Genomic DNA, 15,218 nt, shown 5'->3' with positions numbered 1-15,218 from the left:
AATGACCGACCAATACTTTTCGGAATGACTGGCTAAGACTTTCCGGAATCGGTGACCAATACTTTCCGGAATGGGTGGCTAAAACTTTTCGGAATACGCATCCGAATATGGAACGTTTCCTCATAGACCGGAAACAGACGGATTTGACTGTGGAAAGCATACTCGAGGATACAATGGAACGTTTCCTCATAGACCGGAAACAGACCGACTTGACTGTGGAAAGCATACTCGAAGATACAATGGAACGTTTCCTCATAGACCGGAAACAGACTGGATTTGAGCTGCAAGAGTAATCGAAGAGGCCCCGCTAAGAACAACATCTAACACCATGTTCACGCTTCGGCGGACAAGCCGCCTCGGTCCGGCAGGAGTTAGAAGAGGATTCGGAGAAGTAATTGGCAGTAGCAGGGGAGCGTAATCAGCCGGACACATCCAACTCCCTAACCGCATCGCGGCCGCCCTCCGGGCTTAAGGGAGTTGGACGTCGTGAACACATTTACGTTATCGGAAATTCAGTTGAAGGGATATTAAAACATGAAAACACTGTTTAGACCTGTTGGACTCTTTGAAATGAAGTTAATATTAGATTTAAATCTTAAAGGATTCCCTCCAAGACTACCGGAACAACCTATTTTTTATCCAGTCCTAAATAAACCTTATGCCGACCAGATTGCACGTGAATGGAATACTAAAGATAAGTTTTCAGGACATGTTGGTTTTGTGACTGAGTTTCAAGTTGCAAGTCCATTTATTGATAAATATGAAGAACAAATTGTTGGATCAGGTATTCATAATGAATTATGGATACCTTCAGAAGATTTAGATGAATTCAATAGCAATATCGAAGGATATATTAAATTAGTCGATGTGTTCTATGGGAATAATTACATTGGATTGTTTCCGGAAGGGACTATATTTGTTGATAAGAGTCCGGTAGATCAATTGTTAATATGGAAGGAAATCCTAAATATAAATCGCCCCTTCGGGGCTTAAGGTGGTGGGACGTCGTGAACACAAGAACGTTAGATGAAATTCTTAGCGGGGAAGGTCAAGTACAATGCCGTGGTGAGCCCAATATTGAAGCGGTATAATCCTTAACGGATTCTTGAATGTGGGGCGGAATGGCTCCGAATATGGAACGTTTCCTCATAGACCGGAAACAGACGGATTTGACTGTGGAAAGCATACTCGAGGATACAATGGAACGTTTCCTCATAGACCGGAAACAGACCGACTTGACCGACTTGACTGTGGAAAGCATACTCGAAGATACAATGGAACGTTTCCTCATAGACCGGAAACAGACCGGATTTGAGCTGCATGAGTAATCGAAGAGGCCCCGCTAAGAACAACATCTAACACCATGTTCACGCTTCGGCGGACAAGCCGCCTCGGTCCGGCAGGAGTTAGAAGTGGATTCATAGAAGTAATTCAGCAGCAGGGAAGCAGAGTCAGCCGGACACATCCGCACCGACTAACTGCGCATTCGCGCAGCCGGCGACTTTGTCGCCTTAAGTCGGTGGGACGTCGTGAACACATTTACGTTATATGAAAGATATGCAATGACAAAACATAAGAAACAATCAGAACCACTTTTTGGGGGCTGAAGGATATGTTTAGAACTTTTTTCCTTCTAATAATAATTAGCTTGATCTTAGTAGGTTGTAATTCTACTAAGACTTTTAAAGGATCTCTCGACGAAGTGAAAGGAAAAAGTTTAATGATTAATTGCTCTTCTGAAATAAATAAAGGGAAGAAAAACATTAATGATATTGGATACATATGTGAAGTTCTTATCAATGATAAAACAGAAATATTCAATAATAATAGTAAAGCAATAAAGATTGAAGAAATTCCAATTGATTCAAACTTGGAGATCCATCTTAATAAATCTGTAAATTTAAAAAAGAATCGGAATGGTTTAATTGCAAACAAAATAATAAGAATGAATTGTATGAGTAAGAAGAGGAACTGTAGGCAAAATCGGCGTCGCCTAACACCATGTTCACGCATCGGCGGACGAGCCGCCTCGGTCCGGCAGGAGTAGGGAAGCAGATTCGAGTGGAGTATCACAGCAGCAGTGAAGCGGAATCAGCCGGACACATCCGCACCACCTAACCGCATCGCGGCCGCCCTTCGGGCTTAAGGTGGTGGGACGTCGTGAACACATTAACGTTAGGCGAAATCCGGAGAAAGATCTAAAGCAAGAAGTCGTATTTTCTTTTTGCGTGAAGAACTCTTCGAATCTCCACAAAGTCATTTTGAACAACATAGAATACAAGATAACTTTGAATGACTAACATTCTATAATTAAGTAGTTGAAGCCTGGAATCTTTAGGAATAGGACCGCTTAAAGGAAAGTAAGAAAGAATAGATATGGATTCATCGAACTGATTGAGAAGATTTAAGGCAGCTGGAGGATTATCTAAAGAGACATATTCAATAATCTCTGTGATGTCTTGTTCCGCGGATGGGAGATATTTAATCGGAAGTTTTTTCTCCATTTATGCGGCTCCTTAATTTGCTCATGAGATCAGAATGATCAATTCGTTGAACGGATGGATCTGAACTTTCCTTTTCGGCAACTGCCAATTTTTGATACAATTCAATTACAGCTTGTTGTTTCTCATAAAGGGCATGACTCATAACAACCAAATCCTCATGACCGTTTTTTGTAATGAATACAGGTTCACCCTCGGTATGGCAAACCTCAGAAATGTAATTAAAGTTATTCCGAAGATCAGAAATCGGTTTAATAATTGGCAAGGTCATCACCTCTTCAAGAGATCATTTCACATCAATAATTTTATCATAATAATGATATTCTAAACATGGGGATTAAAGAATTTTGTGGGTAACACAATGGACATCGCCTAACATCATGTTCACGCTTCGGGGCATTCGCCCCTCGGTCCGGCCGAAGTTAGATGAGAACTCGAGGATGCAATCGGCAGTCGCATGGAAGTAGAATCAGCCGGACACATCCGCACCACCTAACCGCGTCGCGGCCGGCTCCTGTCGGAGCCTTAAGGTGGTGGGACGTCGTGAACACATGAACGTTAGGCGAAAGAACGAAGAGAAATCAAGAGGAGCAATAACGATGAAGATTTCATTATCATTCAAAGTTGAAAAATTTCTATATGAAATGTTCAAGCAATTTAAACCGGACTCATTTCAATATTTTAATAAAATCAAAGAGACAAAGGATGCTCAATCGCAAATAAAGATTATAACTAAATACATATTGTTTGAACCTGATGATGCTCAAGCTTACTATTTTAGGGGATTAGCATATTACGAATTAAGTAGGTACGAAGAAGCGATCAATGATTTTACAAAATGTTTAGAAATTGATGATGAGATGTATCATGTTATTAACTGTAGGGGTATGTGTTATTACTTTATTAGTGATTATGAAAAAGCACTAGATGATCTTCTCAAAACAAACAAAGCAGATATCTGTAATATATTTTTGTATAGAGCTGATATTTATCGGACTCTAGGGGATAATGAAAAGGCAATCGAGAATTTCAAACTGGCAAAAGATGAAGAGCCCAATAATGAAAATATAATTTTCGAACTAAGCGCCTTATATTTCTCTACAAAACAGTTAAATGAAGCAATAGAACACCTAAGTTATTTAATTGAAAATACCCGTAAATTAGATGTTGCTCATGATTTAAGAGGTTGTGCATACAGTGCAAGTAAGAGGTATGAATTGGCACGAAATGATTTTAACTGGTGCATAGAAAGAGAAAGTATAGATGGGCGGAATTATTACAACAGAGGGTTAACGTATTTTTATACTTTTCAATATGAATCATCTTTGAATGATTTTAAGAAGGCTCTGGATCTTGGTTACAATGATAATCCTAATGTTTATATTTTTCTTGGTCGGACAGAAATGGCAAATAATAATTTCTCGGCTGCTATTAATTGGTTCAACAAAGCAGAGATATTAAATGATCAAAATGCAAAAGTTTATTTTTTCAGATGTATAGCTAATAAAGCATTGATGAATGAGAGTAATTATTACAATGATTTAGTTAAAGCAAAAAGCATAAATCCTAATATTGATAATGAAGCTTATGAATAAATTGTTGTCCAATCAATATTCCTTCGCCTAACACCATGTTCACGCTTCGGTCCATTCGGCCTCGGTCCGGCAGGAGTTAGAAGAGGATTCGGCGAAGCAATAGGCATCAGAAGGGAAGCGGAATCAGCCGGACACATCCGCACCACCTAACCGCATCGCGGCCGGCTCCTGGCGGAGCCTTAAGGTGATGGGACGTCGTGAACACATGAACGTTATCTGCAATCGGGGTAAGGCAAAGCAAAAAGGCAAAGGAGATCAGTTACTTTGAAGCTAAAATTCTATTCTTTTTTAATCATAGTACTGCTACTCTGTTCCTGCGGGGTAAAGGGAAATTCAAATGTAATTGTTCAAGGTAAAGACACAGGGAACCCAGAGTTAAACAAAGTGATTAATAACTACTTTCAAAACTTTGACGATATTAATAAGTGGAGTCCATATGCAACTGATGAATTTATTAAACGTGTTTACTTATGGTGCTCAGGCGACCTATCAGAATCCAAGTCAATAGAAGAAATGAAATCCATTTATTATGAGATTAATAAGGACTCTTTAAGACTAAATGGTTATCAAATTGAAGAAGTTAAAGAAAGAAGTACTGATAATATAATTATTTTTGTCAAACGAGAGTGGGAAAACGGCCAAGAAGATCAGACCTTTTATTCGTTTATTAAAGCAAATCAAGAATGGAAAGTCGACGATCGATTTTGAGAGTTTTTCGAAGAAGACCCCGACAGCAGATAACACCATGTTCACGCTTCGGGCCATTCGGCCCTCGGTCCGGCACCACCTAACCGCGTCGCGGCCGGCTCCTGTCGGATCCTTAAGGTGGTGGGACGTCGTGAACACATGAACGTTATCGGAAATCGATGTAAAGACAAAACAAAAAGGAAAGTAGGAATTTATCTATGATACCGGCTAGAATCAGCCTAGTTACAATCGGAGCAAAGAACGTACCTAAACTCAGAAAGTTTTATCAAGGCTTAGGGTGGGCAGAAACTGAAATAAGTTCAGATAACTATGCCGTTTATAAGACTTCAGGAGTTTTACTATCTATATATCCAATGGAAGAATTACTGAGAGATGCAGGATTAGAAATTTCAGATGTTCCGATTCAATTTAAAGGTGTAACCTTCTCAATTAATGTGGATGAAATTACAGACGTAGACCTGATTATAAATCAAGTTAAGGACAAAGGCGGTAAGATCGTTAAGGAGCCAAGTGATGTATTCTGGGGAGGAAGAACAGGACATTTTATGGACCCTGAGAATAATTCATGGGAAGTAGCTTGGAATCCTACTTCCATATTTAATGAATATGGGGCAATGATTTCTTTTTAAGAACAACATCTTTTGAGGGGAATTCAGAGAAGTCATCGACATCCGATAACACCATGTTCACGCATCGGGGCATTCGCCCCTCGGTCCGGCAGGAGTTGGGAAGCGTATTCGACTGGAGTCATTCAGCAGCAGGGAAGCGGAATCAGCCGGACACATCCGCACCGACTAAGCGCATCGCGGCCGGCGACTTCGTCGCCTTAAGTCGTTGGGACGTCGTGAACACATGAACGTTAGCTGAAAGCCCCAAGTGCAATAATTTTCAAATACAATTATTTGTTGTAAGATAGAAACAAATAATAATTTAGGAAGCGAGGTTATACTTTGATACCTCCTTATGTTGTAGATCTCTAGGTACGTTGCTCAATACCCTTTTAACGGGTAAATCTAAAGCAAGTACTAGGGATCTAATTGTTTAATGACGATGAAGTAAAAGCATGGGAATTGGAACTGCATAATAAGTATTTGAACGCGCAAATCAGGTTTAAAAGAGATTTCAATCCTAGAATTAAGAAACTAAATGAATTTCGCAATCACAGAAGAACCAAACACTATTATAATCATGAAGTTAAATGGATTCGAAAACTTACTCAAAGAAGATTTAGAATGAAATTCAAGAGAAACATCGTAAACGAAGAATTTTATGAACCTATACCACATGATTATCGAACAAATGGATGGTTGTCTTTTTAAGTAGGGAAGGAGAGAAGAAATTCTCTCTTTCTTTTTTTAGTATAATTGATTGTAATTCATGAAGTGGGGCCATCAGATTCGAGGATGCAATTGGCAGCTGCACGGAAGTGAATTCAGCCGGACACATCCGCACCGACTAACTGCGCAAGCGCAGCCGGCGACTTTGTCGCCTTAAGTCGGTGGGACGTCGTGAACACATGAACGTTAGGTGAAATATGAGAGCGGGTGAGTCCAATACGGTTTGACCTTATATCTGATATTCATTTAGATTTTTGGGTAGAAAATTCTAGTAATCATTTAAAGCAAGATAAGAGACTAGATACATTTTTAAACACTATTATGCCAGAGATCCCTTCGAAGACATTGGTGATTGCTGGGGATCTTGGACACTACAATAAACAGAATTATAGACTGCTTGAAAAACTTAATAAGTTCTATAAACACATTCTTTTAGTTCCAGGAAATCATGATTATTACTTAATTTCGAAATCAATAAAAAACAAATATAAACGCAATTCAATTAATAGGTTTCTTGAAATGAAATTAATGGCAGAACAATTATCGGGAATACACTTCCTTGATGGAGATCAAATCGAAGTTGATGGAATAGTATTTGGTGGATGTGGTATGTGGTATGATTTTGAATATGGATTACAGCAATTAAATGAAACATGGGATAGAGTTTTTGATAATTGGCAGTCAATTTCAAACGATTCTGTTTTAATTGAAGGTTTGCCTCGAAGGGTTGAGGCAATGTTTATGGAAGAAAAAGTGAAGCTAAAAAAGATACTAAACAGCACTGATGTTTTAGTGACTCATATTTCGCCTGACTGGTCAAAGGTGCCTAAAGATAAAGCAACTGAACTGTTCAATAGTTATTATTACTTTGATGGCAAGGATTTATTTCCGGACATAAGAGGACGAACATGGTGTTTTGGGCATGTTCATAGAAGAATAGAGTATATAAATCATGGTTGCAGATTCATTAATGCATCTTTGGGATATCCAGATGAAAATAAAAATCTACCCCAGAAGATATTGAATGTAACACAATAAAGCGTCATACTTCACCTAACACCATCTTCACGCTTCGGGGCATCCGCCCCTCGGTCCGGACCGATGCAGAAGTGCCGAGGGTAATTCAACCGGACACATCCGCACCACCTAACCGCATCGCGGCCGGCTCCTGGCGGAGCCTAAGTCGGTGGGACGTCGTGAACACATGAACGTTAGGTGAAATTCCTGCAAGTGCATATTTGAAAGGGGTATTCAATGAAGGTAAAGATTAAACAAGAAGATATTCAAAGCTTTAATTTGAGTTGGTTATGTGTACAGCCAATGTTACTTGCTGTTCGTGGTAAAGATCTCAAAACAAAATTAGATATGTACAATCAACTAAACGAAGGTCAAAAGGGTCTGTTTTTGTTTTATTCATTTCATAACCACACAAAAACAATGGCAGAGTTTTATTGGTTTGCTGCTTATAATATTAATGATCTTCAATCTTGGAAAGGAATATGGAATGGAGTTTTATATTATAACGATAATAGAATGGCTGACCTATTAGACAAAATCAAATTGTTAATTGAGAACCGAAATAAATAAGGAAGTCAAATAAGCCCAAGTGATTTAGATAATAATCAAGAATTATTTAATGAAGTAAGTAGGCTTTATGATAAATACAGAGAATTCTCGGAACATACAATCATTCGAATGAACGAGTGGATAAATACTAATCCAGAGGATTTTTTTGAAATCGAAAGATTAGTGTAAGTATTTCGAGAAGGCAGGAACACTAACTGCGCATTCGCGCAGCCGGCGACTTTGTCGCCTTAAGTTGGTGGGACGTCGTGAACACATGAACGTTATCTGATCGCTGAACCATTTAATTATTAAGCCATATTTTAATCCTACAATCTTAAAAGGTGGAGACCAATGAAAACAGAAAAAGTAAATATTTATGAAAGAACAAAGAATATTAATGAGTATGCTAATTTTATAATTGGTGAAGTAAATGATCATGTTGTTCGGGTAGCAGTTATAGATGGGGACTTTCACTGGCATAAACATGATAATTGTGATGAATTATTTTTGGTAATTGAAGGAGAATTGTTTATTGATCTTGAAGATAAGACAATTTCATTACAGCCAGGTGATGTTTATACGGTTAAAGCTAATGTCTTACATCGTACTCGATCAAAAGGCAGAACGGTAAATTTATGTTTTGAGAAAGCTGAAAATGATATATATGGAAATTAATTTAATAACACTTACATTTTTAATGATAGGAATTTGAAAGATATAATCAGCCGGACACATCCGCACTACCTTAAGGCTCCTGACGGAGCCTTAAGTCGGAGGGACGTTGTGAACACATGAACGTTATCTGAAAGAGCGGAGCAAATTTGAAATTCATCAAACCAAAAACCTTATGATATAATGTAGCTGAGGTGATGCCAATATGTTAAAAGATGATGTAAAGCAAATGATTGATAAACTTCCTGAGAACTGTTCAATTGAAGACATTCAATATACATTGTATGTCCGATCTAAAATTGAAAAAGGACAGAAGGATGTTGTTGAAGGCAATTTGTTGTCCCATGATGAGGTCAAAGCGAGGATGGACAAATGGCTGAACAAACAATAATTTGGACCGTAACTGCATATAAAGATCTGCAAAACATTGTAGAATATATAGCGCAGGATTCAATGTATTATGCATTGGCATTTTATGATGATGTAATGGATAAAGCACAAACACTTAATGATTTCCCGCTCCGAGGACGTGTAGTTCCAGAAATGGACGATCCTGAGATGCGGGAAATTTTTATACATAGGTATAGATTGATTTATCAAATACATAATGACCGGATAATAATTCAAACTATTATACATGGGGCAAGTAATTATATGAAAGAATAAAGGATAATTTGAGGGTATATCAGGAGCTCCTTCAGATAACATAATATTCGCGCTGCGGGTCATGCGCCCTTGATCTGCCAGAAGTATTTTCGAGGAAGCATTCAGGGAGATACATCCATTCCCCTAAGATAAGAGCTATCTAAGGGGAATGGACGTCGTGAACACATGAACGTTATAGGAGGAGAAGAGAGAATGATTCAATCAATAGTCCACATCGCTCTTGTTGTTAAGGATTATGATAAAGCCATTGATTTTTATACAAAGAAGCTTCATTTTACATTAGTAGAGGATATTCATCAGCCTGAACAAGATAAGCGGTGGGTAGTAGTTTCTCCTCCTGGCTCTGTAGGTACAACAATATTACTTGCAAGAGCATCGAAACAAGAACAAGAAGCATTTATTGGCAATCAGTCTGGTGGTAGAGTTTTTTTTATTTCTAAACACAGATGATTTTTGGAGAGATTACAACGATATGATCTCTAAAGGAATAGAATTTGTAAGAGAGCCCAAAGAACAGTCATATGGAATAGTTGCAGTATTTAAAGATCTTTATGGGAACTATGGGATCTAGTACAGTTGAACGAAGACCATCCCATTATGAAACGAATGAAATAGACATAATAAAACCGAAGTGTAAGAATCACGGAGATGGCAAGAACTAACCACATCGCGCCCGGCGACTTCGTCGCCTTAAGTCGGTGGGACGTCGTGAACACATGAACGTTATTCGACATATCTGCACAGTTATTTTTAGAAATATTTAAATAAAGGAGATTGTTTATGTTCAACAAGATGTATAAAAAGATATTTGGAAAGAAAGATAAAACAGGTTCAATTATTGTAATCCAGTTAAATGATAAGATTATGCCAATTGATAGAGGTGAATATTATGAAGATCCTCTTGATGAGTTTTTACAAGCCAACAATTATGGTGAAGTTATTGGTGGAGGAACAATGCAGGCGCAGTCCGGTGAAATAGTATTTTGTAATATTGAATTTCTTATATATACAGAAAACAATGAGCAGACGATTTGTGAAGATATTATTCAGATGCTTGAAAATTTAGGTGCGCCAAAGGGATCGCATGTAACAATAGAAAGAACGAATGAAAAAATTATTTTTGGAAAGAAAGAAGGGTTAGGTATATATCTAGATGGAATAAATCTTCCGGACAATGTGTATGCAGAATGTGATTCGAATTTTGTATTAGCTGAAATTTCAAGATTAGTAGGATTTGACGGAGAAGTCCAAAGATATTGGCAAGGGAATACTGAAACAGCTTTATATTTCTATGGTGGATCATTTGAAGAAATGAATAATGCTATTTCGGAATTCATAAGTACGTATCCTTTATGTCAGAATGCTAGAATCACCCGGATTGCCTAGAAGAATGCACGAATAATAGAAGATACTGATAGTTGATTCAGAGAAGGCAGATACGTCGTATAACACCATATTCACGAATCGGGCCATTCGGCCTTCGGTCCGTCCGGAGTTAGAAGAGGACTTCGTCGCCTTAAGTCGTTGGGACGTCGTGAACACATGAACGTTAGCTGAAATTCCCGAAAGTCTAAACATCAACGAAAATATTAAGGACGATGACAATTGGACGATAAAGAAACCCGTCTTTTTCGAATTGAACAATTAAAGAAAAAAGTATAAAAGGATATTTCATATGGCAGTTTATTCGACGAGTGTATAGCTGCCCTTGGACCGGGTACTCGAGTTTACAGTCAAGATGAATCAAAAAGCCTAGTCACAAGAATGGTCAATACATTTAATTTTACGAATTGGAGTAGGCTTAATTGGGATGAAATAATAGATAAAAGAATTATCATTGATATTAAAGACGTGACGAACCTAAATTACATAAACACGGCGGAGCATTTTCTTGTAATCTGGAATGAGTATAACTTTCCAGTTATTGAATCTTCACTGTCAAAAATTATTGAAAGTTTTGATGATGTGATTGCAGTTGGTTTTGATACCTGGATTGTTAACTTTGAAATAGGAATAATTATTGAAAATTATCATGAAGGCGAAATAACAATTGGAAAGAAAAAGTATTGAAAATAGACATCAGCTAACACCATGACGCTTCGGGGCATTCACCCCTCGGTCCGGCAGGAGTATGGAAGTGGATTCGACTGGAGTAATTCAGCAGCAGGGAAGCAGATTCAGCCGGACATATCCGCACCGACTAACCGCATCGCGGCCGCCTTTTGGGCTTAAGGTGGTGGGACGTCGTGAACACATCAACGTTATCGGAAATACAATGTTCAAATACTTAAAGATCATAGTTATGGAGGCAGAAATGAAGCCGTTGATACTTATAATATTCGTTTTCATTTTATTTGGTTGTCTGAAAGTGAAGCAGTTGAATTAATTGAATCGAAGTTAAATAAAGAATCACTTAGAGTTTCATCATTAAGTGTTACTGGGAAAGACGATAACGGAAATTACATTATTACACAATCAAGTATTGCAACAACTACAGTTATGGAATGGTATCATCTCAATCCGGTGACCCAAGAGATTACCTGTGAGATTCTGGAGGACATGTGTCTTGAAGAAGTTAATGATAATGACATTGATATACAAATAGAATTAACTAGTGAACAGAAGAAAGCCCGCCAGCTAAAGTTTTGGCAAAAAAGAACTTCGGACCCAGATATGTTGAAGATATAACTTATATCGAGTTAGAAAATGAAGATAATGGGAAATTGATTTTTCATGTTTTTAATCCTGGAACTGGAGGTACTGATACTATAGATTGGATAACAGTCGATTTAGAATCAGGAACTGCAACAGCAATGTTTAATACAGAGCCTTATATAGAAATTGAAGAGCAGAATTGAGTGATTATTCGGTGATGCCATGTACCTCCGATAACACTATATGGCTAAAACCAAAAAGAGAAGTTAAAAACTAATGAATCATACAGACATTAGATTAGGACGAAATCTAGTAATACTAACAATTTCATATTATATTTTTACACAGGTTATTCCGTTAATCCTGCTATTTAACGAATGGCGAAGACGTCATACAACCACAAAGTATGCTCCCTTTACTCTTTCGAATTGGTATGCCAATTGTATTTAGTTAAAGAAACCCAATTAGTATTGGCTAAAATTACAGGAAATTTTAAGCACGGTAATGAGAAGGATAATAAATCATTGTAGTGAATTATCAACCATTATTAATAGAAGCGAGGAGAATGAGCTAGTATGCTTTACGATTTACAGGGTGAAGTAAATATGTCACATATTGTGGGAATATTATATTCCGCTATTAAAGAGAACAGCCAACGACTACAATTTATTACTGATGGCATGTCGCAAGAAGAAGTAGATTACAAGGGACTTAATAACAATTTTAATAGTACCGCTCAGTTAATAAAACATATCATGTATGTTGATCTGAATTGGGTTTATAGAATAAAAGGAGAACCACTTCCTCATTCATTAAAAGAGCAATATGGTCCTATGATAGATGAAAATAATAGGCTCCCGATGGTCAAAGGAATGTCTTTGAACACACTTATGTCTAAATATGAAGGTGTATTAATAATGTTGAAAGATTCATGTACACAATTAACAGATGCTGATCTAGTTAAAGTTGTCACTTTTGGACTTGAAAATGAAAAGCAAGCAACCATACGCTGGGGCTTATGGCATATGGCTGATCATAGCCGCTATCATCAAGCTCAAATTAATCAACTTAGAAGGTGGTATAAAGAAAATTCTCTGTCAAATTAATGGGCGACCAATAACAATGTGTTCACGCATCGGCAGACAATTTGTATTCCTTCGTTGAGGAAAATACGCACCAAGAGGAGTCCGTGTTACCCTACCAGCTTGTATTATCGAATATGAGCGCGGTGGAACTTCAAACGATCAATCGATTTACGACAGAGCTGCTCAAGAAAGCGGCTGCAGTCGGCGGTAATTACGATGGTTGGGAAAGCCCCGTCATCAAGTAGCAGTAAAACATGTCATGAGAACTTTCATGCGTAGGGAGTGGTCCAATGTACAAAGCGATTATTTTCGACCTGGATAATACGCTATTGAATTATACGTTGAGCGAAATGGAATCCATGAATCGAACGCTTCGAGATCACGATTTGTTTGTAGAGGATGAAGAGAAGCGGGAAGCGTTCTGGCAATCCTTTCTAAAGCATAATTTCAAACACTGGATGGACTTCGTCAATAAGACCGGTTCCCATCAGTCGATTATCGACGTATTGATTCGTTCGTTTCGAGATTCCTTGAACATGAATCATTCTCATCACGTTAAGCTTACACATACCTACTGGGATTATTTCTGCAATACTTGCCTATACGAAACCGGAGCCGAAGAAGTTCTTCATTCCGTTAAGTCGCAATACAAGCTTGGCATTATCTCCAACGGAATCGGGGAGGCCCAAAGGAAAAGATTGGCGGCGGGCAAAATCGATCATCTGTTCGAATCGATTATTGTATCCGATGAAGCGGGCGTGAGGAAGCCAAGGAAAGAAATATTCGATCTCTCTCTCAACGAACTTAGACTATCGAGAAGCGAAGTGCTTTTTATCGGAGATTCTTTGACGGATGATTATCATGGTGCCAAGAATGCGGGGATAGACTTTTGTTTTTATAATCGGAACGGTCTATCCCTAACGAATGAATATCAACCTAAGTACACGGTGAGTAAATGGCATGAGCTCCTGAGAGTGGTGGATCTGTAGATAACCAGGAAATGAGGTGTTAGCGTGTTGATCTATACCGTATTAGTGATCGGCTGTTTATTTGCGCTCATTGCCATATTCATAAGCGAAGAAAACAAAATAAAAGATCTATTGGTGTGTTTGATCACATTTTCGATTTTTTATTGTATTGCACGGATAAATAACACGCTTAAATCCATTGGAGCAATTGATCCAACGCGAATAAATGTCGTCATCATCCTTGCGGTTATTGCTTATATCGTTTTCCTTTTTAGAAAGAATGACATAAGGCGGAAGTGCAATGATTAAACCGCAGCTTGTTTTAGATATTGCAGGCGTTTTAGTTACGAACCTGTCTGATTCATTTTGGCGAGAGCTTGCCGCAATGGCTGGAACGACTTATCAATCTTTGAAGGCGCAATTGGAAAACATACGCAGGGACTTGTGGACAGGCCAAATGAAGGAAGAGCAGTTCTGGTCATGGTTAAGCGCGCGATTCGGTCATATCAACAAAGAATCGGCTTATGAACTTTTGAACCGCACGATGAATCCTCTGCCGGCCATGCAATACCTTGTGCAATTTTTCCAATATTTATCATACCGGGAGGGCAATGCATATGTCTAAAAAGATCGCGATTATTTCAGACATACATAGTAACAGTATGGCCTTAGAGGCTGTGTTAAAAGATATTTCGGATCGGGACATTCCAACCATAGTTAATTTAGGCGATAGTTTATTCGGCCCCGTTGACCCTTTAGGTACAGCTAAACTATTAATGGAAAACAAAAATATCATATCTATTATGGGGAACTGCGATCAAATACTACTTAGCGATGAAAGCAATTCCGCTACCTTTAATTTTGTAAAACCGATGATCAATAACGAAATAACAGAGTGGATTAAATCGTTTAAAGAGACTTGGGTATTTGAAAACCTTTTGTTTTGCCATGGCACCCCCTTAGCCAATAACCGGTATTTATTGGAAGAGGTAAATGAATCTAACGTGGGCTATAAGCAACCGAATCAACTTGCAATGGAACTTGAAGATGTACCGCAGAATTATATCTTTTGCGGTCATAGTCATGTGTTCAGAACGATTCAACTGCCTAACGGCAAGTTCATTGTAAATGCCGGGAGTGTAGGGCTACCTGCGTATAAAGATGAACTGCCGTTCCCGCATGCAATGGAATCCCATTCCCCATACGCCGTATATGTGATTGCGCACAAGACATCTGGCGAACATTGGCGACTTGAACATGTCATGCTTCCCTATGATTGGGATAAAGCCAGCGCTCTAGCCAGTGAAAACGGACGAGAGGATTATGCGGTCGCCATAAAGACCGGGAGAGTCTGTTGATGAAAATAGGAGAGTCCGGATATATGGTTCGACGGAGACAAAATCGGGATGGTGGATGCGCATAAGGCATGCAGCTGAATGGGTTGATTTTCTGCAATGGGTCTTAT

At 38.4% G+C, this 15,218-nt stretch carries 20 protein-coding genes and 1 pseudogene; 19 read left to right on the top strand and 2 right to left on the bottom strand.

Annotated features, from left to right (window positions below; genetic code table 11):
- The first annotated feature begins 534 nt into the window (after positions 1-534).
- Both ACFPPD_RS26930 and ACFPPD_RS26925 read left to right on the top strand, forming a co-directional pair.
- Complete coding sequence (locus ACFPPD_RS26930) at positions 535-993, top strand: hypothetical protein (protein WP_209749758.1); 459 nt, start codon at positions 535-537, stop codon at positions 991-993.
- A gap of 619 nt (positions 994-1,612) precedes the next feature.
- Complete coding sequence (locus ACFPPD_RS26925) at positions 1,613-2,047, top strand: hypothetical protein (protein WP_209749759.1); 435 nt, start codon at positions 1,613-1,615, stop codon at positions 2,045-2,047.
- A gap of 151 nt (positions 2,048-2,198) precedes the next feature.
- Here the strand turns inward: ACFPPD_RS26925 and ACFPPD_RS26920 are convergent, their stop codons facing one another.
- Positions 2,199-2,504, bottom strand: a complete 306-nt coding sequence (locus ACFPPD_RS26920) for a type II toxin-antitoxin system RelE/ParE family toxin (protein ID WP_209749760.1) — start codon at positions 2,502-2,504, stop codon at positions 2,199-2,201.
- Entirely contained in the window at positions 2,482-2,766 is a 285-nt protein-coding gene (locus ACFPPD_RS26915) for a type II toxin-antitoxin system Phd/YefM family antitoxin (protein WP_209749761.1), read from the bottom strand. Before ACFPPD_RS26915 ends, ACFPPD_RS26920 begins: the two co-directional genes overlap by 23 nt.
- 334 nt (positions 2,767-3,100) lie before the next feature.
- On the opposite strand from ACFPPD_RS26915, the gene ACFPPD_RS26910 reads away from it, so the two are divergent.
- The 17 genes and pseudogenes from ACFPPD_RS26910 to ACFPPD_RS26830 all read left to right on the top strand — a co-directional run bounded on the left by ACFPPD_RS26910 (position 3,101) and on the right by ACFPPD_RS26830 (position 15,111).
- The gene (locus ACFPPD_RS26910) at positions 3,101-4,096 is read left to right on the top strand and encodes a tetratricopeptide repeat protein (protein ID WP_209749762.1); all 996 of its coding nucleotides are present in this window, start codon (positions 3,101-3,103) and stop codon (positions 4,094-4,096) included.
- A gap of 264 nt (positions 4,097-4,360) precedes the next feature.
- Complete coding sequence (locus ACFPPD_RS26905; RefSeq protein WP_209749763.1) at positions 4,361-4,804, top strand: hypothetical protein; 444 nt, start codon at positions 4,361-4,363, stop codon at positions 4,802-4,804.
- A gap of 197 nt (positions 4,805-5,001) precedes the next feature.
- On the top strand, positions 5,002-5,433 hold the full coding sequence (locus ACFPPD_RS26900) for a VOC family protein (protein ID WP_209749764.1): 432 nt from the start codon (positions 5,002-5,004) through the stop codon (positions 5,431-5,433).
- 915 nt (positions 5,434-6,348) lie between these two features.
- On the top strand, positions 6,349-7,179 hold the full coding sequence (locus ACFPPD_RS26895; protein WP_209749765.1) for a metallophosphoesterase family protein: 831 nt from the start codon (positions 6,349-6,351) through the stop codon (positions 7,177-7,179).
- Positions 7,180-7,395: 216 nt separating this feature from the next.
- Positions 7,396-7,728 (top strand): hypothetical protein, encoded by a 333-nt coding sequence (locus ACFPPD_RS26890; protein ID WP_209749766.1) that lies wholly within the window; start codon positions 7,396-7,398, stop codon positions 7,726-7,728.
- A gap of 330 nt (positions 7,729-8,058) precedes the next feature.
- Positions 8,059-8,382 (top strand): cupin domain-containing protein, encoded by a 324-nt coding sequence (locus ACFPPD_RS26885; protein ID WP_209749767.1) that lies wholly within the window; start codon positions 8,059-8,061, stop codon positions 8,380-8,382.
- A gap of 202 nt (positions 8,383-8,584) precedes the next feature.
- Positions 8,585-8,770, top strand: coding sequence for a hypothetical protein (locus ACFPPD_RS26880; protein ID WP_209749768.1), 186 nt, complete (start codon positions 8,585-8,587; stop codon positions 8,768-8,770).
- Positions 8,752-9,045: a type II toxin-antitoxin system RelE/ParE family toxin gene (locus ACFPPD_RS26875; protein WP_209749769.1), complete on the top strand. Its 294-nt coding sequence runs from the start codon at positions 8,752-8,754 to the stop codon at positions 9,043-9,045. Before ACFPPD_RS26880 ends, ACFPPD_RS26875 begins: the two co-directional genes overlap by 19 nt.
- Positions 9,046-9,237: 192 nt before the next feature.
- A pseudogene (locus tag ACFPPD_RS26870) lies at positions 9,238-9,660 on the top strand (VOC family protein).
- 165 nt (positions 9,661-9,825) lie between these two features.
- On the top strand, positions 9,826-10,431 hold the full coding sequence (locus ACFPPD_RS26865; protein WP_209749770.1) for a hypothetical protein: 606 nt from the start codon (positions 9,826-9,828) through the stop codon (positions 10,429-10,431).
- A gap of 282 nt (positions 10,432-10,713) precedes the next feature.
- A complete protein-coding gene (locus ACFPPD_RS26860) occupies positions 10,714-11,115 on the top strand; it encodes a CDI toxin immunity protein (RefSeq protein WP_465251447.1) in 402 nt (133 codons plus the stop codon).
- A gap of 575 nt (positions 11,116-11,690) precedes the next feature.
- Positions 11,691-11,903 carry a hypothetical protein gene (locus ACFPPD_RS26855; protein WP_209749772.1) on the top strand — a complete coding sequence of 71 codons (213 nt, stop codon included), beginning with the start codon at positions 11,691-11,693 and terminating at the stop codon, positions 11,901-11,903.
- A gap of 372 nt (positions 11,904-12,275) precedes the next feature.
- Positions 12,276-12,806, top strand: coding sequence for a DinB family protein (locus ACFPPD_RS26850; RefSeq protein WP_209749773.1), 531 nt, complete (start codon positions 12,276-12,278; stop codon positions 12,804-12,806).
- A gap of 41 nt (positions 12,807-12,847) precedes the next feature.
- On the top strand, positions 12,848-13,030 hold the full coding sequence (locus ACFPPD_RS26845; protein WP_378084020.1) for a ribonuclease E inhibitor RraB: 183 nt from the start codon (positions 12,848-12,850) through the stop codon (positions 13,028-13,030).
- 45 nt (positions 13,031-13,075) lie between these two features.
- Positions 13,076-13,774 carry an HAD family hydrolase gene (locus ACFPPD_RS26840; protein ID WP_209749775.1) on the top strand — a complete coding sequence of 233 codons (699 nt, stop codon included), beginning with the start codon at positions 13,076-13,078 and terminating at the stop codon, positions 13,772-13,774.
- 280 nt (positions 13,775-14,054) lie between these two features.
- A complete protein-coding gene (locus ACFPPD_RS26835; RefSeq protein WP_209749776.1) occupies positions 14,055-14,378 on the top strand; it encodes a hypothetical protein in 324 nt (107 codons plus the stop codon).
- A complete protein-coding gene (locus ACFPPD_RS26830) occupies positions 14,371-15,111 on the top strand; it encodes a metallophosphoesterase family protein (RefSeq protein WP_209749777.1) in 741 nt (246 codons plus the stop codon). Before ACFPPD_RS26835 ends, ACFPPD_RS26830 begins: the two co-directional genes overlap by 8 nt.
- Positions 15,112-15,218 lie beyond the last annotated feature (107 nt).

The organism is Cohnella suwonensis, assembly GCF_042655365.1.
Classification (GTDB): Bacteria; Bacillota; Bacilli; order Paenibacillales; family Paenibacillaceae; genus Cohnella; species Cohnella suwonensis.
The sequence above is the reverse complement of the archived record's forward strand: the minus strand, read 5'-3'. Positions and strand labels throughout refer to the sequence as shown.

Coding starts and splice junctions, on each gene's coding strand:
- ACFPPD_RS26930 (WP_209749758.1), top strand. CDS start 535: ATGAAAACACTGTTTAGACCTGTTGGACTCTTTGAAATGAAGTTAATA.
- ACFPPD_RS26925 (WP_209749759.1), top strand. CDS start 1,613: ATGTTTAGAACTTTTTTCCTTCTAATAATAATTAGCTTGATCTTAGTA.
- ACFPPD_RS26920 (WP_209749760.1), bottom strand. CDS start 2,504: ATGGAGAAAAAACTTCCGATTAAATATCTCCCATCCGCGGAACAAGAC.
- ACFPPD_RS26910 (WP_209749762.1), top strand. CDS start 3,101: ATGAAGATTTCATTATCATTCAAAGTTGAAAAATTTCTATATGAAATG.
- ACFPPD_RS26900 (WP_209749764.1), top strand. CDS start 5,002: ATGATACCGGCTAGAATCAGCCTAGTTACAATCGGAGCAAAGAACGTA.
- ACFPPD_RS26890 (WP_209749766.1), top strand. CDS start 7,396: ATGAAGGTAAAGATTAAACAAGAAGATATTCAAAGCTTTAATTTGAGT.
- ACFPPD_RS26885 (WP_209749767.1), top strand. CDS start 8,059: ATGAAAACAGAAAAAGTAAATATTTATGAAAGAACAAAGAATATTAAT.
- ACFPPD_RS26880 (WP_209749768.1), top strand. CDS start 8,585: ATGTTAAAAGATGATGTAAAGCAAATGATTGATAAACTTCCTGAGAAC.
- ACFPPD_RS26875 (WP_209749769.1), top strand. CDS start 8,752: ATGGCTGAACAAACAATAATTTGGACCGTAACTGCATATAAAGATCTG.
- ACFPPD_RS26865 (WP_209749770.1), top strand. CDS start 9,826: ATGTTCAACAAGATGTATAAAAAGATATTTGGAAAGAAAGATAAAACA.
- ACFPPD_RS26850 (WP_209749773.1), top strand. CDS start 12,276: ATGCTTTACGATTTACAGGGTGAAGTAAATATGTCACATATTGTGGGA.
- ACFPPD_RS26840 (WP_209749775.1), top strand. CDS start 13,076: ATGTACAAAGCGATTATTTTCGACCTGGATAATACGCTATTGAATTAT.
- ACFPPD_RS26835 (WP_209749776.1), top strand. CDS start 14,055: ATGATTAAACCGCAGCTTGTTTTAGATATTGCAGGCGTTTTAGTTACG.
- ACFPPD_RS26830 (WP_209749777.1), top strand. CDS start 14,371: ATGTCTAAAAAGATCGCGATTATTTCAGACATACATAGTAACAGTATG.